The sequence below is a fragment of the Treponema sp. B152 genome, assembly GCF_024181665.1.
GTDB classification, from domain to species: Bacteria; Spirochaetota; Spirochaetia; order Treponematales; family Treponemataceae; genus Treponema_B; species Treponema_B denticola.
On record NZ_CP058668.1, the window covers coordinates 1,833,642 to 1,855,517 of the forward strand.

General features: G+C 42.5%; 16 protein-coding genes. 6 read left to right on the forward strand and 10 right to left on the reverse strand.

All coding sequences use genetic code 11. From position 1 onward, the window contains the following. Positions 1-103 precede the first annotated feature (103 nt). Positions 104-1,720 (forward strand): InlB B-repeat-containing protein, encoded by a 1,617-nt coding sequence (locus HYB91_RS08455; RefSeq protein ID WP_002677323.1) that lies wholly within the window; start codon positions 104-106, stop codon positions 1,718-1,720. A 621-nt stretch (positions 1,721-2,341) separates the two neighbouring features. Here the strand turns inward: HYB91_RS08455 and HYB91_RS08460 are convergent. Continuing rightward, the gene (locus tag HYB91_RS08460; protein WP_002677321.1) at positions 2,342-4,087 is read right to left on the reverse strand and encodes an ABC transporter ATP-binding protein; all 1,746 of its coding nucleotides are present in this window, start codon (positions 4,085-4,087) and stop codon (positions 2,342-2,344) included. Between the two features lie 186 nt (positions 4,088-4,273). Between HYB91_RS08460 and HYB91_RS08465 the strand changes: the two genes are divergently transcribed. The 3 genes from HYB91_RS08465 (at position 4,274) to HYB91_RS08475 (ending at position 8,395) form a co-directional block, all read left to right on the forward strand. Further along, positions 4,274-5,074 (forward strand): Rpn family recombination-promoting nuclease/putative transposase, encoded by an 801-nt coding sequence (locus HYB91_RS08465; protein ID WP_002677319.1) that lies wholly within the window; start codon positions 4,274-4,276, stop codon positions 5,072-5,074. An 869-nt stretch (positions 5,075-5,943) separates the two neighbouring features. Further along, a complete protein-coding gene (locus HYB91_RS08470; protein ID WP_002677313.1) occupies positions 5,944-7,335 on the forward strand; it encodes a leucine-rich repeat protein in 1,392 nt (463 codons plus the stop codon). A 349-nt stretch (positions 7,336-7,684) separates the two neighbouring features. After that, the gene (locus HYB91_RS08475; RefSeq protein WP_002677312.1) at positions 7,685-8,395 is read left to right on the forward strand and encodes a DNA-binding domain-containing protein; all 711 of its coding nucleotides are present in this window, start codon (positions 7,685-7,687) and stop codon (positions 8,393-8,395) included. Between the two features lie 342 nt (positions 8,396-8,737). On the opposite strand, the gene HYB91_RS08480 is transcribed toward HYB91_RS08475, so the two are convergent. The 4 genes from HYB91_RS08480 to HYB91_RS08495 form a co-directional block, all read right to left on the reverse strand. Then, the gene (locus tag HYB91_RS08480) at positions 8,738-9,331 is read right to left on the reverse strand and encodes an MptD family putative ECF transporter S component (RefSeq protein WP_002677311.1); all 594 of its coding nucleotides are present in this window, start codon (positions 9,329-9,331) and stop codon (positions 8,738-8,740) included. Positions 9,332-9,463: 132 nt separating this feature from the next. Further along, on the reverse strand, positions 9,464-10,936 hold the full coding sequence (locus HYB91_RS08485; RefSeq protein WP_002677310.1) for an ABC transporter ATP-binding protein: 1,473 nt from the start codon (positions 10,934-10,936) through the stop codon (positions 9,464-9,466). Between the two features lie 15 nt (positions 10,937-10,951). After that, positions 10,952-11,668 carry an energy-coupling factor transporter transmembrane component T gene (locus HYB91_RS08490; protein WP_002677308.1) on the reverse strand — a complete coding sequence of 239 codons (717 nt, stop codon included), beginning with the start codon at positions 11,666-11,668 and terminating at the stop codon, positions 10,952-10,954. 215 nt (positions 11,669-11,883) lie between these two features. Then, positions 11,884-13,872, reverse strand: a complete 1,989-nt coding sequence (locus HYB91_RS08495; RefSeq protein WP_002677306.1) for an ATP-dependent helicase — start codon at positions 13,870-13,872, stop codon at positions 11,884-11,886. A gap of 145 nt (positions 13,873-14,017) precedes the next feature. Between HYB91_RS08495 and HYB91_RS08500 the strand changes: the two genes are divergently transcribed. Together HYB91_RS08500 and HYB91_RS08505 are read left to right on the forward strand one after the other, a co-directional pair. Continuing rightward, positions 14,018-14,770 (forward strand): head GIN domain-containing protein, encoded by a 753-nt coding sequence (locus HYB91_RS08500; protein WP_002677304.1) that lies wholly within the window; start codon positions 14,018-14,020, stop codon positions 14,768-14,770. 65 nt (positions 14,771-14,835) lie between these two features. Beyond that, positions 14,836-15,291 (forward strand): HIT family protein, encoded by a 456-nt coding sequence (locus HYB91_RS08505; protein WP_002677303.1) that lies wholly within the window; start codon positions 14,836-14,838, stop codon positions 15,289-15,291. Between the two features lie 196 nt (positions 15,292-15,487). Here the strand turns inward: HYB91_RS08505 and HYB91_RS08510 are convergent, their stop codons facing one another. Genes HYB91_RS08510 through HYB91_RS08530 form a run of 5 tightly spaced genes read right to left on the reverse strand, consistent with a single transcriptional unit; the run spans position 15,488 to position 21,774 of the window. Next, positions 15,488-16,912, reverse strand: a complete 1,425-nt coding sequence (locus tag HYB91_RS08510) for an ABC transporter ATP-binding protein (RefSeq protein ID WP_002677302.1) — start codon at positions 16,910-16,912, stop codon at positions 15,488-15,490. After that, positions 16,903-17,619, reverse strand: a complete 717-nt coding sequence (locus HYB91_RS08515) for an energy-coupling factor transporter transmembrane component T family protein (protein WP_002677301.1) — start codon at positions 17,617-17,619, stop codon at positions 16,903-16,905. Before HYB91_RS08515 ends, HYB91_RS08510 begins: the two co-directional genes overlap by 10 nt. Positions 17,620-17,622: 3 nt before the next feature. Further along, positions 17,623-18,222 (reverse strand): MptD family putative ECF transporter S component, encoded by a 600-nt coding sequence (locus HYB91_RS08520; RefSeq protein ID WP_002677300.1) that lies wholly within the window; start codon positions 18,220-18,222, stop codon positions 17,623-17,625. Positions 18,223-18,241: 19 nt separating this feature from the next. Next, positions 18,242-19,987: an ABC transporter ATP-binding protein gene (locus HYB91_RS08525; RefSeq protein ID WP_002677299.1), complete on the reverse strand. Its 1,746-nt coding sequence runs from the start codon at positions 19,985-19,987 to the stop codon at positions 18,242-18,244. After that, a complete protein-coding gene (locus HYB91_RS08530) occupies positions 19,987-21,774 on the reverse strand; it encodes an ABC transporter ATP-binding protein (protein ID WP_002677297.1) in 1,788 nt (595 codons plus the stop codon). Before HYB91_RS08530 ends, HYB91_RS08525 begins: the two co-directional genes overlap by 1 nt. Positions 21,775-21,876 lie beyond the last annotated feature (102 nt).

Here is a 21,876-nt window from a genome sequence, read left to right on the forward strand (position 1 = left end):
AGCAGCGCGGGAGAGAGAGGGGTGGAGAGAGAACCCTGCTCTGACTTGAAAAGCCCGTAAGGGAACGGGGTGCTCTCTCCCCCTAATTAAGGAGGTTTTCAAGATGAAAACAAGTAATTCAAACAACAAAGCATTTGCTTTGAAAACGAAGGGAGCCGCGGCGCTCATCACAGCCGCAGTTTTAACGCTGGCACTGCTTTTTACCGCCTGTCCGAACAATGCGGGCGGAGGCGGAACGCCCACGCCCAAACACGCCGTAACCTTTAGCGTAGAAGGCGGAAACGGCACGCTTAAAGCTGAAGTTGACGGCACTGAAATCAATTCGGGCGATAAGGTAGAACAGGGTAAAACGATTGTCTTTACGGCGACACCTGATTCGGGCTTTCATGTAAAAGGCTGGACGCTTGACGGCAAGCCCGTTGCCGAAGCTGGCATAAACACGGAGTACAAGCTCACTGTAACCAAGCCTGCAATAGTCAAAGTGAGCTTTGAAAGCAACGGCACAACGCCTCCACCGCCGACCAAATACACGGTAACGCTCAATCAGACTGAACACGGCAAAGTAAAAGCATCGCCTGCAATCCCTCAAGACGGAAAGGTAGATGAAAACACTGTAATCACCTTCACGGCAAAGGCTGACGACGGCTATAAGGTAGACAAGTGGACGGTAACACCCGCCGAAGCACTACAAACAGGAACAGGAGCTGACGAAAGCGAGACAGCAGAGGTCAAAATCACAGCCGACACAACGGTCAGCGTGAGCTTTATTAAAAAAACCTACGCCATCACTTTTAGCGTGGAAGGTGGCATTGGTGGCACGCTTGAAGCAAAAGTTGACGGAAAAGAAATCAGCTCAGGCGACATGGTTGAACACGGCAAAGAGGTAAATTTCACACCTAAAGCGGAGAAAGGCTATAGGCTGAAAAACTGGACGCTTGACGGCGAGAACATAGGTGGCACAGCGTATTTCACGCTCGGAGTAAGCAAACCTGCAACAGTTACCGTGAGCTTTGAAGTTACCTCTGTCAGAGGCGGAGCTGTACTCATATTGAGCCCAGACAAGCTCAACATCAAAGTTAAGGCTAAGACGGCGGACGGTTCTGCTATAACAGTGGAAGGTTGCAACGAGGAAACGCTTGCAAGCAACACAGAAACCACACTCACCGCAACAGGCACAACAGTCATCCTTAAAGGCAAAATCACCGAGCTTGATGTTAGCGGTGCTTACGGCAATAAGCAACCACTCGTTGCCCTCAATGTGCAAGGCTTAATCTATTTGCAAACGCTTGGCTGTGAGTACAATCAGCTCACTGAGCTCAACGTGGAAGGTTGCACTTCTTTGAAAGGGCTTGGCTGTGGAGATAATAAGCTCACAAGCCTTAACTTGCGAGGCTTAACCTCTTTGCAAACGCTTTTCTGCGGAAGCAATCAGCTCACCAGCCTTAACGTGCAAGACTTAACCGCATTGCAAAGGCTTTACTGCCCCGGCAACCAGCTTAACGCCCAAGCGATGACAAAGCTATTGAAAGGATTGCCTTCTCGTGCAGCAAGCGATGATGCAAGGGCGGTGCTTTACACTGAGGAGACGGACAAGACCGAAGGCAACTGCAAAGACTTCACCAATCCGCCTGAATTGAAAGCCGCCTTTGATGAGGCAAAGACAAACAAGCACTGGAAGCTACAGAAAATAGATGCAAGCGAAAGCAATGTAGACCTTTAAGATTACACCCCAGCAACGACTGGGGGTCTCGGGGGCAAGCCCAAAATCCGCAAAGCGGACTTTGGGCGGCGAGTTTCGGCAGACCTGCTGAAACATCGCACTCTGAAACCAGCGGCGGACAGGACATCCGCCCAAAACAAACCGTACGAGTTTGCGCTTGTCGCAAACTCGTACGGTTTGTTTTGGCGACTGCCAAGCGCTTAAGGGCGTTGTACTCAAGTACAAAAACGGTAATTACAACTACACTTTCGAGCACTGCAAAAAGTTAGAGGACGGCGGTATAAAGGTTCCGCTGCGTACTATGATGACTACACCGCTGAGGATGCTCTTAATGCAATGAAAGTTCCCGGCGACGATGCTAACGCAAAAAAGGCTAAGTTTGCCCCATACACACCCTAAGGTAAATCGGTTCATTGCCCCTCGCGGCAAAACTTAACCAGCCCGCCCTTTAACGCGGTATCGCCCCCTCAAGTTGGAGGAAACTTCGGCTTGGGGCGTTTTTTTTGATAAGAGCTATCCCAAAAACAAAGCTATTTTCCGCTCAAGAGTTCTTCTACAATGTCATCATCGCTCATACAGTGTATATCCGAAATTCCTTCGCTTCATATAAGATTGAACCGTCTATCCCTTTCCCCACAGCTTTGCATACAGCGGTGATTGCTCCAACAATTCCGTATGTGTACCTTGAGCCTCTACCCGTCCATTTTCCATAACGATGATTGAATCGCTTTCTTTGACGGTGGAAAGGTTGTGGTCTATCGTGATGACGGTTTTATTTTTGCACAGTTCCTGTAATGAAAGCTGAAGCTGCCGGCGATTTTCCGCATCGGTGTGAGTGGTTGCTTCATCTAAGATAAGCACCGGTGCATTACGCAAAATTGCACGGGCAATGATAATGCGCTGCCGCTGCCCGCCGGACAATTTTGTTCCTTCATTACCTGCATAAGTGTTCCAGCCCTTTTCAAGCCGTTCGATAAAATCCGAACACTGTGCAAGACGGGCAGCTTCTTTTACTTCTTCATCGGAGGCGGCGGGCTTACCCATTCGGATATTTTCCAAAATACTCATATTGAATAAAAAAGTGTCCTGCGTAACATAGTTGACATGTTCCATTAATTGCGCAAGAGTCATATCTTTGTAATCGATTCCGCCGATTGTGATAAAACCCTTTGAAACATCCCAAAAGCGGGCAATCAAATTGGCTATTGTTGACTTACCCGAACCGGAGTGCCCGACAATCGCCGTCTTTTTCCCCTCTTTAAAAGTGAGAGATACATCGTGAAGCACATTCCCCTTAGGAGCATTGTTCTCATTGCCGGTTTTATCGGCAGCCGTAATTTCATTGTATGAAAAGCACACATTATGAAACACAATTTCGTTATTCGGAATATGCTGAGCAGCTGCTGCGGCAGTTTCTTCCAATTCGGGAGCGGACAGCACTTCTTCAATCAGCTTTTTACCGTTTCTTATGTGATAAAAGTTGTCCATAAATTCGGTGAACTTTAAAAGCGAAACTCCCAAGCCCTCTGCAATGATGACGGCAAAAAGGTAGAGCGGCGCTTCAATCAAACCGGAAGTAAAGAGCAGTCCGCCGACTGAAAGCACGCTTACCGTAATCGACGACAAAAGTACAAAGGCCGGAGCGCTTACAAAATACATTTTATTGTACAGCTTTAAGGTTGACTTTTCGTAATTGTCGATGGAATCTTCAAACTGAGAATAGGCCTTTGCTTCGGTGCCGAATATTTTGATTTCCTTGTTTCCGCGGATATATTCGATAACCCTGCCGTTCATGTTTTCGAGGGCGGCATAATAGGTGTTTGCAAAATCGTTCATAATGCCGATATACATCGGAAGATAAAAAACCAAGGTTGCTGCAGCGGGTACCAAAACGGCAAGGGCAAGCCGCCAATCCGCTGCAAAAAGCATCGCAGTAATGCTTAAAGGAATGAGGATATTCGAGGTGGTTTCAGGCAGTGCGTGTGCAAGCGGAAATTCAAGCCGTTCAATACTGTCGATGAGCATTCCGTGAAAATAGCCGGCGCCCTTGTTCCGCGTAAAACCCAGCGGCATCTTTATCATCTTTTCGGTAAGAGCAAGCCTTATTTTTTCCAAAACGGAAAAGGCTGTCTTGTGCGAAATCGCCGTCGATATGCTGTGCAGCACCAGTTGAAAAGCAAAGGCTGCAATGATGACGCCTACATAAGCCGACACTTCTGCAAGGGAAGTTCCGCCTTTTGCCAAACGCATAAGAAGACGGTGCACCGTGATATACGGCACCATCCCGCAGCCGCCCCCCAGCACCGCAAGACTTACGGACACCGTATACGCAGTAATATTCGGCACAATAAAATCTTTAAATCGCATGGTTTGTTTATATATCTTTTTGAAGAAGCTGTCTGTAAAACCGGTAAAAGTTTGTCCGATAGCGATATATTTTGTCTGAAAACGAAGGCGGGGAAACAACCACGGAAATCAACGCGGTTAAATTAAAAAACAGCTCTTACAAAATTGAGGTAATTGTGGTATAATACAAACCAGGAGGGGGTGCCGATGAAAAAAAGCTTTGACGAACTGACCATTGCAGACGATTTTATGTTTTGCAAGGTAATGCAGGACGAAGGTATTTGTAAAGAGTTTCTCGAAATGGTCTTGGCAGATAAAATCGGGAAAATTACCTATCTGTCGTCCCAAGATGCCGTCTTTACCGGCTCGGAATCCAAATCAGTACGCCTCGATCTGCTTGTAAAGGACGAAGCCGGCAAATCTTACGACATCGAAATACAAGTGGCGAACGAACATAATATCCCCAAGCGTATGCGTTATTATCAGGCAGCAATCGACATCGCATTCTTAGACAAGGGTACTCACTACAAAGCCTTGAACGAAAGCTATATTATTTTCGTTTGTCTTTTCGACGCTATCGGGAAAGGCAAGCCGCTCTACACATTTGAAAATATGTGCCTTGAAGACCGGCAAACACCCTTACGAGACGGAACAAAAAAGGTTATAATCAATGCGGAAGCATTCGGCAAAGCCGAAGATGCGGAACTCAAAGGCTTTTTGGAATACCTCAAGACAGGTACAATCAACACGGAATATACAGGGAGGATAGAAACAATGATACAGGCAGTAAAACACAACGAACAGGCACGCAAGGAATACCGCTTTATGTCGGGCTTTGAAATGGACGCACGGGAAGAAGGCATACAACAAGGTAAATCGCTCGGTATTGCTGAAGGTTCCCGTCAAAAAGCTCTTGAAACGGCAAAGATATTAAAACAGCTCGGTGATTCCGTAAAAAAGATAATGCAAGCGACCGGCCTAACTCAAGAAGAAGTGGAAAACATTTGAGACGCCTGCTATCTTGAGGCAATTTTGAATAGCCTTTTTGCAAATACCCGGAGTAGATGTACAATAAAACCGCCAAGCCCGCAAGGAACGCCAAGGAAAATGAAAGAATATGTCATCAAAACATCATTAAAAATTCCTTTGCGCTCTTAGCGCCCCCTGCGGTTAAATAAAAAAAACTTTCCCAAAACATTGAAATCCGCACAAAACCGTGCTATACTGTACAGTAATGACAGATAAACACACCGCCAGCAGCTACAACCATTCTCAAACAAAAACGCATAAAAGTTTAGCAAAGTACTTGACACGCGGCAGTGTGCCTGACACAATTTTTAGCGACAAGCGACAAGCGACAAGCGACAAGCGACAAGCGACAAGCGACAAGCGACAAGCGACAAGCGACAAGCGACAAGCGACAAGCGACAAGCGACAAGCGACAAGCAACAAGCAACAAGCAACAAGCAACAAGCAACAAAGCGGCATAAGCGCGCAATCTGCCCGCGTAAATTTTCACACACAACAATACAATTTTACTCAAAACAACCTTGGTTTAGTAAAGGGGGCACCCCCCTTAAACCCCCAGCTTTTTGTAGGGGGAAAGAGAGACACTTGTCAGACGCAAGTTTCCCTCTTTCCCCCTACGACCCCCTATCTCCTTTTCAACGCTGCCAAAGGGGACACCCCTTTGGAAACCCCATCCGTAAACAGAAAGGCATACAAACAAAGATTTCCAAAGAGCTGCGGCGGTATGAAAATCGGACATCCTGTCCGATTTTCAACCCGAGTTTGCTCCGCAAACTCGCATACAGTTGGCAGTGACCGCACATCCTGTGCGGTGGCTATATTTCAAATATTTTATAGGAGGAATTACTATGAAAACATGTAATTCAAAGATAAAGGCACCTGCCTTTTTGGGAGCAGCTCTCATGCTGCTCATCGCACTTATATTTACAGCCTGCCCGCAAAGGGCAAAACCTAAGGCAGAGGAGCCGCCTCCGGGACCGCAAAAGGTAACCTTTAGTGTAGAAGGCACACCTGCAAACGGCGAGCTTAAAGCAATGGCCGGCAGTACCGAAATTACTTCGGGCAGCAAGGTTCCGTACGGCACAACCGTAACCTTTACCGCAACGGTAACAGCTGCCGAGCATTACGCCGATGAATGGACTATTAAAGGCGGTTCGTTTAAAACAGGAGGCAAGGACGGCGATACTACCGCAACGGTACAAATTACCGGCGAAACGGAGGTAAAGGTAAACTTTAGCCGGTATAAAAGCGTTGCATTCGGCACAGACGGCGCAGACTTGGCTGCTTATCTAAACAGCGGTACACCGGCAGCCGACGGCATCTATTACATCAAAGTAACCGGTCTTCAGGCGGAACACTTAAAAGGAAATCTCGATATGCACGAATCGAGTCTGCTTGCAAAAATACTGCAAGCTCAGCCGGCTAAAAAAGTTGCGCTTAAGTTCGGTAAACTGCCCGCCGTTACTGATATAAACAGCTGCTTTAGAGACTGCAAAAACCTTGTGAGCGCGGCGGCAATACCCAAAGGCGTTACAACTATGGAAGACTGCTTTAGAGAGTGCAAAAAACTTACCCAAGCGCCTATGCTTCCTGCAGGCGTTACAAATCTGCGTGACTGCTTTTTCAACTGCGAAGGCTTAACCCAAGCGCCTGAAATACCCGAAAGCGTTACAAATATGAATAGCTGCTTTAACGGCTGCAAAAACCTTACACAGATTTCCCCTTTTCCTGCAAACGCAAAGGTTACAAATATGAATGGCTGCTTTGTCGAGTGCGAAAACCTTACACAAGTTCCCTCTCTTCCTGCTTCCGTTACGGATATAACCAACTGTTTTAGTAAGTGCAAAAACCTTACACAGGCGCCCGAAATTCCTGCTTCCGTTACGCAGATGACCGGCTGCTTTTACGAATGCGTAAAGCTTACAAAAGCTCCTTCTACAATACCTAAAGGCGTTACAACTATGCACTCTTGCTTTTTCAACTGCAGAAAGCTTACAAAGGCTCCCGTCATTCCTAAAAGCGTTACGTATATGAAATACTGCTTTAAATTTTGCGGAGAACTTACAGAGGTTACGCTAGAATGTAATTACGGCGGCAGTAACGACTTTAAGGAGGCTTTCTTTTCCTGCGATAAGCTGACCGCAGGCACCATAAAGGTTCCGGCGGACCAGGTTGATGCATATAAAGCCGGCGCCGACGATATGGGCACACAGCCAGACAGGTTTGTTGCCGCACCATAGCTAGCGGATACGCACCGTACATCCTGTACGGCATACATTAGGTCTTACGGATTGAGACCCGTCAATCCAAATTAGGGGAGGAACGGCACTTTTTCGGATAAAAGTTTCCTTTCCTCCCCTATGACCCCACCTTTCTTCAAAAGAACCGCTTAGGGGCTCTGCCCCTAAGAACCCCGCCTATAAACGGGGTTTCCAAAGGGGTGTCCCCTTTGGCAGCGCGGGAAGGAGAGAGAGGGTTTTAGGGAGAGAGAGGAAACCTTGCTCTGAACGAGGTGTCCTCTCTCTCCCTAAGAAAACCGAGGGGTCTAAGGGGATACTTCCCCTTAAAAAACATTTTTAGGAGGAAACTATGCTAAAATATTCTTTACGCGAAAACTTACTCACGCCTGCGCCGGACGACTACATGGCGCAGGCGCAGGACGTGCGCTCGTACACGCTTGACGAGATTATCGACCTTATGATGGACAAGGGCACCACCATTACGCGTGCAGACGTAGCCGCCACGCTGCAAGTCTACGGCGAAGTCTGCGCAAGCCTTATCAAAGACGGTTCGGCGCTCAACACGCCTTTATTCAACACCGCTTTGACTATTGCGGGCGTATTCAACGGGGCAAACGACGCCTTCGACAAAAAACGGCACACGGTCAACTTGAACATGACCGCAGGTACGCTCCTTCGCGACGCTGTAACCAAGGTCAAATGCGAAAAGACCGAAGCCGCCGGCACCGACCCCTACATAACCGAAGTTACCGACATCGTTTCCGGCAAAACGAACGAAGTGCTGACCAAAGGCGGCATTGTACAAATTACCGGAAGCCGCCTCAAGTTCGACGCCAAAGACGCCTCTCAAGGCATTTTCTTTGTGCCGGAAACGGGAAACCCCGTCCGTGCCTCCGTCATCGCCGAAAACAAACCCGCCCGCCTTATGGCCATCATTCCCGCAGATTTGGCGGCAGGAACGTATTACATCGAGGTACGAACGAAGATAATCGGTTCATCGCAAAAAAGCAAAACCCTTAAAACGGGCAAATTTGATAAACCGCTCACTCCGGCCGCATAACAACGGCTCTACGGCAGGCAAAGCCCCTCGTCTACGTCAGCCGTAGAGCATAGTCTACGACAGCCGTAGAGCATAACCTACGCCGGCCGTAGTGCATAGTCTATGTCAGTCGTAGTGCATAGCCCGAGCCGGCCGAATTACAAATTACAAATTACACATTACACATTACACATTACCAATTACCAATTGAGTTACACATTACCAATTAAATCGACCGCTCTCAAGTTGGAGAAAGCTCCGGCTTCGGGGGCGGTTTTTTTGTGTCCGGGTGTTTCTTACAAACTTTTGCTCATAACCGGCTTTACAAAACCTGCCTCGACTATCTCGTAATCATCTACGGTTTTACCGCTCCTTAAAATGCCGTTTTAAGATGAGCTTTCCGATATAGACGCCTGCAATACCGAAAACGATAGCGGATACTATGCCGATGACGGCGAAGGTTCCGGTAAAATATTTCACATATTCAAGTATCTCTTCCCGGCTCATTCCCATTTCCTGCCACTTTGCCAATTCCCGTTCCAAAAAGAAAAGGAAAGGGAACACGCCTCCGGTAAAATATGCAGCCTGCGTAAGTCCGTGACCGATACCGACCGAAAGCGTTTTGAACCTTGTTTTTGTAATAATCACATCGGCTATCAAACCTGCAATGACAACAAAAATCAGACAGTTAATACTTCCCATTCCGGTCAGCGTAAAAAGCGCAACGCCTAAACCTGCAAGCAGCGTCAACACGCCGAATCTCCGAACAGTCTTTACAACAAAAAGAACAATAGGCCCCATCAAAAGTCCCGTCATACCGGGCGCAAACACATGCATAACGGGGATAGTAACGGCTGTCAACATTCCGACCCCATAAATAACGGCTGCATAAATTGCTGCCATTAAACCGATTAAAACAAAATAACTGATTTTCCAGTGATTGGTTTTTGTTTCCATACCTTTATAACCTCTCTTTAAGAACAAACCTGTTCAGAAACTTCAGTTTCTGAACAGGTTACCTTGTAATGCGATGTTCTAAATCGTACTATTTGTGCGATTTAGAACTCGTCGACCTGTTCGACAACAAAGTTATCGAACAGGTCTAATATATTCCAACTGCATCGTGCCGTTCAATTGAAAATCTTCCTTTATTTGTCCGTCTTCCAAAAGAACCGCTCTATTGCAGGTGTTTAAAATGAACTCATAATCATGCGTGATAATAACAGAGGCGTTTGTCTTGCCCGTTATCGAATCGATTAACGCACAGACATTTTGCATACTACCGTAATCCAAACCGCTTGTCGGTTCGTCAAAAATAGTGAGCCGCTTCTTTTGCAAAAATGATGCGGCGACTACCAAGCGCTGTTTTTGTCCCATCGACAGTGTTGTCGGGTGTTGTTCTCGCAAGGCCGAAAGACTGAGCTTTTCAAGCACTGTTTGTATTCGGTTTTCTTTGTCGGGCAGTGCTTCGTTACCGAGCAGTAAATCATCATAGACGCTGCACCCGAAAAGCTGAAAGTCTACATTTTGCATCACATATCCGACGGTCTTACTGCGCACCCTTGCAGGGAATGCTCTTCCGTCCAGCAAAACAGTACCGCTCTGTTCCTTTTTTAATCCGCACAGGATTTTCCCCAGCGTTGTTTTTCCGCATCCGTTTTTACCGATTAAAGCGACCTTGTCTCCGGGATATATTGAAAGATGTATTCCTTTTAAAACCTCAGTGTTTTTCCGATAGCCAAAATGAATATCGTGCAGTACAACCAAGGCTTCGTCTGTATGTTGCCGCTGCGTAACGGGCAGCGTATTGCTGTTGTTTTGAAATAAATGCAAACAGCGAAGACCTTGTTTGTGGAGCTCATCATTACCGATAGTGCGTAACGAATCTTTTTCATATTCCCGTACTATGGTTCCGTTTTCCATTACGATGAGCCGGTCGCAGAGTTCCGCCAAATAATGCAGCCGGTGTTCGATGATGAGTATCGTGTAACCTTTTGATTTTAGCTGTGCAAGTATTTGTGTAAGCAATTCGACGGATTGATAATCGAGATTGGAAGACGGCTCGTCCATCAGTACAACGCGCGTGTCCAACATTAAAACCGAAGCGATTGCAATTTTTTGTTTTTCACCTCCGGAGAGTTCCGAAAGCTTTCTGTTCAAAAGCGGTTCCAGCGATAACAGTTTTGTAACACGGTACAGCCGCTCTTGTATTTCCTCTTTTTCTATACCGCAATTTTCGCATGGGTACACAAGATCGGAAAGCACATCGGTTGTAAAAAACTGGCTTTCAGGATTTTGAAAAACGGACGCTGCAATGTTTGATATATCGCATATACGCATCGACGAAAGAACTTTGCCGTTTAATGTAAGACTTCCGGTTATTTCTCCTTCATAAAAACGGGGACACAGTCCGTTCATACAGCGGAAGACAGTTGTTTTTCCGCAGCCGCTTTTTCCGGTAATAACAACCAATTCTCCTTTTTTTACGGACAGAGATATATGTTGAATTGCCTGTGCCGCAGCATCGTTATATTTGTAGCTTACATCATTCAGATTGATCATACGCGAGACTCTCATTCAAAATAATTTTGCGTACATACTTGCCGTCAACACTGTGATTGCAGCAAGCGAAAACACGGCATCTACCGGCCGGAGTTTGACATCAAAGTACGATGTTTTTTTACCGGTGTTTTCAATGCCCTTAACCAATGCTGCACAGGAAAGTTCTTCCGCTGTCTTGAAACTTTTAAACAGCATCGGAACAAGCACAAATTCCATCGTCCGTATCGGATGGAGAATAGCCGCACATTTTGAAGTGTATAGACCTTTCAGTTTCATCGCATCGATAATAACCAGAAAATCATCTTTTATTGCAGGAAAATAACGGAACATTACCGCTATGCTGAGGATAACGCCTCGCGGCAGCCTCATACATTCGAGCGCCATTGTAATTTCCGAAATATTTTTTTGCTTTTGAATTACCGTTCCCAGCAGCATAAAGGGAATAATCCGCTGCACGATAAAAGCGAGTATTCCTATAACGGAAAAGGCCGCGGATTGAAACATCGGAAAATGCAAATGCAAAATCAGTTGATAATAGGAAAAAAGTACTGCAAACAAAACAGTGTAGCACAATAAGACACCGTATAATCCCGTTATGACCGGCACAGCAGCCGCAACGATAAAAGAGCAGAGCGTTACCTCCGCCTTTCCGGAAATCAGCATAAAAACCATAATCACTATGTCTAAAAAAAGAAGCGTTCTAACATCAACGGTGGTTTTAATCTTTTGCATATAGTAAAACTTTCCCTTATTTGTATGAAGATTTTACAATAGCGAGAGGTTTTTGTCTTAAAAACAGCTAAAAGATTGGCTAAGATTGACGGCTTTTGGCTTGAATTTTCATCGTTTCTTATACAAAAGTTTCTGCTTATAAAAACATTTCCGCCTTACCGAAAAAAATATGTTGTGATTGTATCGCAGACCGGAACCGCGTAGATCGCTCTTCCCTACATCGAAAACTTTTTTTTCATTTGGCTGAAGATATCGGCGATGCGTTCTTCTTCGGCTTGGGCATCGGGCTCGTGGTATTCGACAAGGTCGGCAGGAATCTCATCCAAAAAAGGAGACGGAGCACATTCGGTTATGCCGCCCTGTTTCCGTCTTTGCCTGCAGCTTGTGATAAAAAGTTTTTGCTGGGCTCTGGTGATGGCCACATAGAAAAGGCGGCGCTCTTCTTCGACATCTCCGTCATTTTCTTCTACACTCCTTGCATGGGGAATAAGGCCGTCTTCCGCTCCCGCAATAAAAACCACAGGAAACTCCAAGCCCTTTGAAGAATGAATGGTCATAATGTTTACTTCGCCTTTTTCTTCTTCAGTATCATCGCGGGTTAAAAGGGTAATGCGGTTAAGATAATCGTAAAGGCTTCCGTCCCAATTGTCGGGATTGTTTTCCCAATCGTCCATCGAGTGCAAAAAACTTTCGATATTCATCATTTTAAATTGAGCAGCCTTTTCACTTTTTTGGTATTCGGCGATAAGGTATTCGTTATAGGCGATGTCGTCCAAAAGTTTTCTAACCTTTTGAGCAAGACCCTTCCCCGAAAGAAGCTGAGTGCGGTGTGCGCTTATAAGCTCGGCAAATTCTTTTAAATCCTCGATGCTCTTTCCCCTCATATCCTCAGGCGGGTTTTCAAGAAGAAGGCGGATTGCTGTCCGCATCGAACAGGAATTTTCCGTTGCAAGAGCGGAGAGGGTTTCAAGAGTTTTTTTGCCTATGCCTCGCCTCGGTGTGTTGATAATGCGCAGAAGGTTTACATCATCGTCGGGGTTTGCAACAACACGCAGATAGCTTATAAGATCTTTTATTTCTTTACGCTGAAAAAAACTTGTACCCCCCGACATTCTATACGGAATGTTTACTTCCAAAAAGGATTCTTCCAATGGACGGCTTAAACTGTTGGCACGGATTAAAACTCCGAAGTCGGAATACTTAAAACCTTCTCTTTGCTTTAAGCTTAAAATCATGTCCGAAATAAAATCGGCTTCCGCTGCTTCGTTTTCGGGAATAAAAATTTCGATGGGGCGGCCCGAATCTTTTTCTGACCAAAGAGCTTTTACCTTGCGGTTTACGTTATGAGAAATTACACCGTTTGCAGCGGCCAAAATTGTCCCTGTTGAACGGTAGTTTTGTTCAAGTTTTATTTCAATCATTTCGGGAAAGTCTTTTTCAAAATTGCGGATATTTTCAAAACTGGCACCTCGCCAAGAATAAATAGATTGATCGTCATCGCCTACTACGCAGATATTTTTGTCGGCGATGAGCTTCATAAAATTATATTGCTGTGTGCTGGTATCCTGAAATTCGTCAACCATTATATACCGGTATCTTTCGCGGTACTCCGCCAAGACTTCGGGATGTTCTTTAAATATTTTTATGGGAAGCATTATAAGGTCGTCAAAGTCTACTGCATTATAAAGTTTAAGCCCCTCCTGATATTCTTTATAAAGAGCCTTGTACGAATCATGCTCGTTTGTCCAATCCTTTCTTCCCATTTTGATATTGGAAAAAAGAATGCCTACCTTATAAACATCCAAGGCATCTGCCGAGAATTTAAGTTCTCTTCCACATTCTTTAATCAGCTGATTGCGGTCGGTTTCGTCATAAATACTGAAATTACTTCTCCAGCCTATTTTGTCTATATGAGAACGCAGAACCTTAACTCCAAAAGCGTGAAAGGTGCTGACAGTCAGGTTTTGAAGTTTTTTGCCGGTAAGCTCTTTTATCCGATCCGCCATTTCCTTGGCAGCCTTATTGGTAAAGGTAAGAGCCAAAATCTGAGACTGGGGAATCCCCTTGTCGAGCATGTGTGCAATTCTAAAAGTGATAACGCGTGTTTTCCCCGAACCTGCTCCCGCTATTATAAGAACGGGCCCGTTAATCGTAGTAACGGCTTTAAACTGTTCGGGATTAAGACCTTCAGTAAATTCATTCATAGGAGAGGTGAGTATATCAAAAAACGAGGAATTTGGCAAGGAGCGGTAGGTTAAACAGCTTGTTACAAAAGTTTTTCAGCATTGACATGTCCGAGGCTTTAAAGTATTATTATAAAGAAAAAGAAACTTATATAAAGGAGTTTTTATGAATAAAGTCAAACTAATCGGTATTGTAAAAGCTGCCGTGATAACAGCTCTTTTGGTTATTTGTATCGGCTGCCAATCTTTTTCCGGTTCGGACGAAGTCATTAAAGGAAACGGAAAGATAGAAACTAAATCATTCCCAGAAAGCGATTTTAATGCTGTTTGCATCAAGGGCGGCTGGACTGCCGATATAAGGTATAGCGAAACCTTTTCCATTCAAATTGAAACGGATGAAAATATTTTCCCCTATTTGGATATATCACTTACAGGTACCACTCTTAACATCGGTTTTAAGTCTGGATACAGATACGGCATATCACCGACTCGCCGTAAAGTCTTTATTACAATGCCTTCTTTAATAAAGTTGCAGACGTTCGGTTCACTTACCAGTACCATTTCATCATTCAATATGCCTAAAGATTCAATGTCGATAGATATCGCAGGCAGCAGTAATATTACTGCACGCGATATTATGGTAAACACTCTAAAAGTGGACGTATCCGGCTCAGCTGATTTTTCCGCAACGGGAAAAGCCGAAAATATGATAGCGGATATCTCCGGTTCAGGGGATATAAAAACAACCGATTTTGAAACCGAAAAGGCGGATATTTCAATTTCAGGCTCCTGTTCTGCAAAAGTATGGGTTACACGGCATTTAAAAGCCGATATCCGCGGCTCCGGTTCCTTCCGTTATAAGGGTAATCCTGCAATTGAAATAAAAAGCTCAGGCAGCGGCCGTATATCTTCTCTTTAAAAAGTTATAATAATTTATAGTTGTAATAAATATTTTTTATAAAAAACAAGTATTTGGAGACAAACATGTGCTTAATATGCAAAAGAATTGAAATGATAAAAAATGGAAATAATCCGTATTATGTAAAAGAACTTGAAACCGGTTATGTAGTTATTGGTGATCATCAACATTTTAAAGGGTATACTTTATTTCTTTGCAAAGAACATAAGACCGAAATATTTCAGCTTGAAAATAATTTTAAAATGAAGTTCTTAGAAGAAATGTCAATTATAGCTGAAGCGGTTTATAAAGCTTTCCATGCTGAAAAAATGAATTACGAATTATTAGGAAATGGCGATACTCATTTACATTGGCATTTATTCCCAAGAATAAACGGAGATTTAGAAGGACATGGGCTTCATGGTAAGGGGCCTGTATGGTGGTACCCAATAGATAAAATGTATGATGCTGCAAACCGTCCTACATCAGAAGAATTATATGATATGAAAGTAAAACTATTAGAACATCTTAAAAAAGCTTAATCATTTTTTTATAAATATACTAAATAAAATATACCGTAAATCATTATAATTTATACATGCTTGAAAATTATTCTCATCAATTGTTCTTAAGTTAATCATTGAATCTTACTATATATTCAAAACATGTATCTATCAAGACGAGGTTTTATCGTCCGCATGAAAACTTAAAGCACTTCGCAAGTTGAACATACTTACATCATCGATTTTCATTCGTAATATATTTATGATACTGTATTTTCCCCTTACTCATGTATATAATGGTATCAGCGACTTCTGCGGTAAACTCGATGTCATGTGTGATGACAATAATAGTTTTTCCTTTTTCTGCAAGATACCGGAACAAATCAGCAATGATTTTCATGTGGAACCCATCAAGCCCGCTGGTAGGCTCATCAAAGACAATAATATCCCGTCCGCTCAGATAAGCTATTCCAATAAGCAATCTTTGTTTTTGCCCTCCTGAAAGAACCTGAGGATTTGTATCAAGGGAAATTTTTAAATGTAGTTCATCAAGGCAAGCTTTTATTTTTTCATCGGTAAGCCTTTTATTTCCGATTTGAAATTCGTTTCTTATGGAGTAACCGTATAGCTGATAATCTATGTCCTGTCCTACAAAAAAGGTTCTTTGTAATCGCTCTTTTTTCTTTACCGGTGCCGTATCGATATACATACCGCCTTCCGTTTGCTTGTATAAACCGGTAATGATTTTGCAAAGACTGCTTTTCCCAGCCCCGTTTTCTCCTACAATAACATGAACCTTTCCGCTTTCTAAATTGAGGTCAACAGTTTCTAATATGCGATAACAATTTTTTATATAAACAATCCCTTTGCAAGCAGCGAAAGAATTATCCCCATTAACCTTTTTATCTACATTTATTTTAGGTAAATTAAATTGCCTCAGTCCAAGGTTTCTCAAATCAAAATTATTTAAAGAATGTATTTCATGCTTTGACATGTCTTTTATAATTTGTCCGTCTTTCATTATAATTAAGCGATCTATTAATTTTTTTAAATAATGTAAACGGTGTTCGGAAATAACAACCGTACAGCCTTTTTCTTTGACTCTTTTTAAAAATTCGGCTAATCCGCTTGTCGCCGCACTATCTAAATTCGCAGAGGGTTCATCTAACACGAAGCCTTTAGGTTGTGTACAAAATACGGAGCCTATTGCAACTTTTTGCTTTTCTCCGCTTGAAAGATACATCATATCAGTATCTAAAATCTTTTCTATTTCGAGCTCCCTTGCGGCTTCTTCAAGCTTATTCTTCATCAAAACCCTATCTTCACAAGCATTTTCCATAGCAATGACTAATTCATCTTTCACTTTTCTTGCTAAAAATTGACTTCGCGGATCTTGAAACACAGAGCCCCAATATTTTGAAAGCTCACCAATGCTCATATTCTTGGCATCTTTACCATATAACTCATATCTTCCCTGTACCGTACCGGAATAAAAATGCGGGCACAGTCCGTTTAATACACGTATAAGGGTCGTTTTTCCGCAGCCTGAAAGACCGGTAATGACAACAAACTCACCTTGATTGACTTTTATATTTATATTATTCAAAATCTGTGTTCTACCGTCATAGGAAAAAGAATAATTTTGCAGTTCTACCGCCATTTCCAACCCCATTTTATTTCTATAATTTTTAGGCAGATAAAACCGGCTAATAACATTACCAATGCAACGCTATCCTTTTTTGTCCACCGAACTTCCGAAAAACTGACAATAGCATTGTTCACCTCAATTCCGCGAGTAAGTGCTGCCGCTGTTATTTCATCCGAAATACGCACGGTTCTGATAAGCAGCGGTATCAATGTTAAATAAAAATTTTTTGGTGAGTGAAAAACCGTGTTTAATAGCGATATTCCTATTCCCCTAAACTTTAAGGCACCTCGTATCGCTTTTAATTCATACTTAATCGTGGGTAAAAATCGTAATAACACAATAACTGAAATACCGAACCCTTTCGGTAAATGCAGCCGATGAAAAACTTCGAGAAGCATTCCCGGAGGTCTATCCGAAATTCCCGACACAAGAGAAAGCGGGATTAAAAGATGCCTTGTAACGGCTGCGAATAGCCATAAGGTTTGAAGTTTTGTTATTCCGACCGTAAGGTGAGAAAACAAAAAGAGCAGCAAAAAAATTAAAACAAAGGTGAATGCCTTTTTGTATTCTCTTTGAACTAAAATAAAAACTATGGAAACAGCAAACGCTGCTATAAAAGTAATTTCATTTTTATAGGTCAAAACGGCTATACTGCCGGCAACGGCAAGAAAGAGGTTTACTCTTATATCGGGAATATATTTTTTGTTTTCTGCCGGCATACCTTATTTTTCTACCATTCCGCCGGAAATAAAATATCTATTCAATACTCGATACCCGATTTGCGTACCCGCAATGGAGCCGATAGCAGTAAGAAGCATACCGATGCCTATATTTTCAGCACTATAAACTGCGAATATCGAATCAATATATTCTTGTGTCAATCCATTTGCCTGTAATCCTGCAATCATCGCATCTTTTTGCAAAAAAATAAGCACATTGGGAGCCAGCATTATTATCAAACCGAATAGTGCATACGCAATAGTTGCTTTTATTTTATTCTTATAGCCGTTGTTCCACAGGATAAGTTCCATAACCAAGCCTGCACCGGCTATCATTGCACTGATGATAATCATACTGTTTACAAAAAAATAGTACACGGCAAAAATAAACGAGAATATAAAAGCCGTTCCCAATTTAGGAGCCTTTGCTATCATCAAACAATAAATGATGCCGCACAATACCCCATCGATTCCGCCTACAAACCAAATAACAAATTTTAGATTTGTTATAAACGGCATTAATACTACCGTTTGTATGCCGATCATAATGGCGGTAAGCAATGTAATAAGGACAATATCCTTTAATCCGATTTTCTTATTCATTTGTATTCCTCCCGAAGCTCTATAATGAAATTTTCCATTCTTTTGATTTATTTTGTAGATGCCATAGCCGTGCGTACAGGCCTTGCTTCTCCAACAGTTCGGAGTGCCTGCCTTCTTCCACAATGCGGCCCTTATCCAATACGATAATCTTGTCGGCGTTCTTTATGGTTTTTAAGCGATGGGCAATCATGATGACGGTTTTATCTTTAACCAGGTTTGATATAGCTTTTTGAACCAATACTTCATTTTTTGAGTCTAAGCTCGCTGTAGGTTCATCAAGTAATAAAATCGGTGCGTTTTTAAGAATTGCTCTGGCAATTGAAATCCTTTGCTTTTCACCGCCCGATAAGGTGGAACCGCCCTCACCTACAATGGTGTTATATCCTTCAGGCAGTTTTTCTATAAACTCATGACAGCCTGCTAATTTTGAAGCGCGAATCATATCTTCTTCCGTTGCGTTTTTGTTTCCGAACATAATGTTTTCTCTTATGGTGTCATGGAAAAGATAGACCTCTTGCAGTACCATTGAAATATGTTTAAGCCAGTGATCGGGGTTTATTTCATTGAGTGAAACACCGCCGATTTTTATACTTCCCGAGTTTACATCCCAAAACCGTGCGATAAGTTTTAATATGGTGGATTTTCCTCCGCCGCTCGGCCCCACAATGGCGGTAAGCGAGTTTTTCTTAAAAGTGCAGGATATATCATCAATAACATTTTTCCCTTGTAAATATGAAAAACTCGTATGCGCAAACTCAATATCGCCCAAATCTTTTACTTGTATTGACTTTTCACCGCTTAATTCTTTTTTCTTCATAGCATTGTCGATTCTTGTTGCACTGACATACTGCATTCTAAGAACGGCGGTGTACCGAATCCATGTAAGAAGCGGACTTATAATTTTGGTGCCGATAATAATGATACTTAAAAATTCGGTTAAGCCTATTTCGCCGCCGACAATAAGATAGGTTCCGGCAAAACACATAAGCGGAAGCCCTGCCCGAGCAAAGGTTAAGGCAAAACCTAAAAAGGAGCCGCCCAATGTTTCTCCCCTTATGCTGATATCTTTTAGGTTTTTGTAGGCATCTTCAAGTTTGGAAAAACCCTTTCCTATTTGATTGTAGCTCCTAAGTATTTTCATACCGGAAAGATATTCATTGAGCGCTTCTGCAGTATTATCTTTTGCCGCTCTTGAGCTCACAATTAAATTTCCCAATACCTTAAAAGAAATTAAAATAATAATCGCAGAAATCGGGAGTGCAATATAAAAGGCAAGTGCCATTTTCCAATTAAACCAAAACATAAAAACCGACGTTAAGATGCAGGAAAAAACAACACCGAACAATCCCGTAAAAGAGCCGACCATACCCTGCTCAATCGCTAAAAAATCTCCGGTAAATGTATTGATAAGTTCTCCGGAACGGGTTTTAGAAAAAAAACCGAGCGGTAATCTTTTTATTTTTTGAATAAAGTCTTTTTTGTTCTGTGCAGAGTTACGGGCACCGGGAAGAAAGGTTTTTAAAAAGGTAACCGTACTGACCGTCAACTGCAAAAGGAAAAACCCTGCAAGCCAGAGGGCTATATTCCAATATCCCTTATCAAAGATGATTGAAGGATTGTTAAAATATGTAATAAAAAGATTAATTGCAAAATAAACCGCTACTGCCGGAAAACCGACGGTAAAGCCTTCCAAAAAATACCATATCACCGGTTCCGTCATTTGTTTGGGATGCCCCATTGTAAATTTTCTTATCAGTTCTTTCATTACAGTTCACCTCCCTTGCTTGCTATTTCCCATGTTTCCGCTTCAAACTGTAAATCCCACAGCATTTTATATGCTCCGTCTTTTTCCATAAGGCTTTTGTGCGTGCCCTCTTCTATAATTTTTCCTTCTCTTAAAACGATAATCTTATCCGCATCCATAATGCTTTTCAGCCGGTGCGCAATGACAATGACCGTTTTATCTTTGATAAGATTTCTAATTGCTTCCTGTATCAAGTTTTCATTTTCCGCATCGGTATAGGCCAAGGCTTCGTCCAAAATAACTATTTTAGAATCTTTTAAAAAAGCCCGTGCTATCGAAATTCGTTGAGCTTCTCCGCCTGACAGCTTTATATTCCCCGAACCGATTAGGGTGTCATATTTATCGGGAAGGTTCATAATAAAATCGTGGCATCTCGCCTTTTTCGCCGCTTCGATTATCGTTTCATCGGAGCAGTTTTTATTCATCGAAATATTGTTTCGTACCGTATCCGAAAAGATATGGGTGTCTTGGAAAACAAAGGCGATTTTTTCCATTAAGTCTTCCGTATCAAAGCTCTTTATATCCTTTCCTCCGATCTTTATACTTCCTTCATGCACATCCCAAAAGCGCAAAAGCAGTTGCCCTATGGTGGATTTTCCGCTTCCCGATTCTCCGACCAAAGCAGTCATTTCATTTTCGTTGCAAGTAAATGAAACGGTATCAAGAGCTTGCTTCCGTAAGGGGTCTGCCTCACTTTGATACGAAAATGAAACCGAATCAAAATGCACTGATGCCCCCTTTTCTTTTTCTTCATTGTTTTTTGCTTTAAAAACGGGCTCATTTAAAATACCGTCTATCTGCGCAAGACCTGCTTTTGCAAAATTGATTTGATTTGCATAATCTATACAGGTTAAAAGCGGGTCGTACAGTGCAGGCACGATAATCAATGCCATAATAACCGATAAAACCGTATCTCCTGCAGGATTTTTAAAAATCAAAAAACCGCCGATCGGAACGACAAAGCTAAGAAGAGATAGGATAATACTTTTATACATGCTCATAAAAAAAGCGGATCTTTTATAATTGGTTATTTCCCAGTCAAGACATCCGTCAAGGCTGTGCTCCAAATTTTTTGATATGCCGCCTGCCCGTCCAAACAGTTTTACTTCCGCCATTCCTTTTACATACTCTGAAAAATGACCGGTAATATCGGCTGAAAGTTTCATATAGTTTGCATATCTTTCTTTTGCTTTTTCTCCGCCAAAAATTAAAGCCTGAAAGAAAAAGGCAAGCACCAACGAAATGAGCACCGTAATTGCCATAAGCCAATTAAGATAGGCAATTCCTAATAAGAGTAACACCAGCACAACAAAGGAACCCGTCAAATCAGGCAACATGTGAGCGATAACCCCTTCTAATTTTTCGATATTTTCATCCATTATTTTTTGAATGGAGCCGCTTGTGTTTTTGGAAAAAAAACCGAGCGGTAATTTTCCTAAATGTTCCATCAGCTTAATTCGATACCTATATAAAATTTTAAACGCCACCCTATGGCAGCCCAAACTGCCTAAAAATGAAAAAATTAAATTACATAAAACGGCAGCACCTGCAACCATTATCCAAAAGAAAACACCGTCCCTTTCTCCGCCGGTTAAAAATATTTTGCCTATAAAATATACCGATATATATGGAACGGCATTGCATAACATTCCTACCGTAGATAAAAAAATGCTTGCAATAAGAAACGGTTTTCCTTCATTTGAATAATAAAAAACACTGTCGAATATTCCTTTTGATTTTTTATTCATAAAATGCTCCATTTCAAAAAACCCGGTTAGTCATCACTAACTTATTTTACTACCTTATTCTAGCTGTCATAAGAATTTTTGTCAATAAAAATTTCTTCAAAT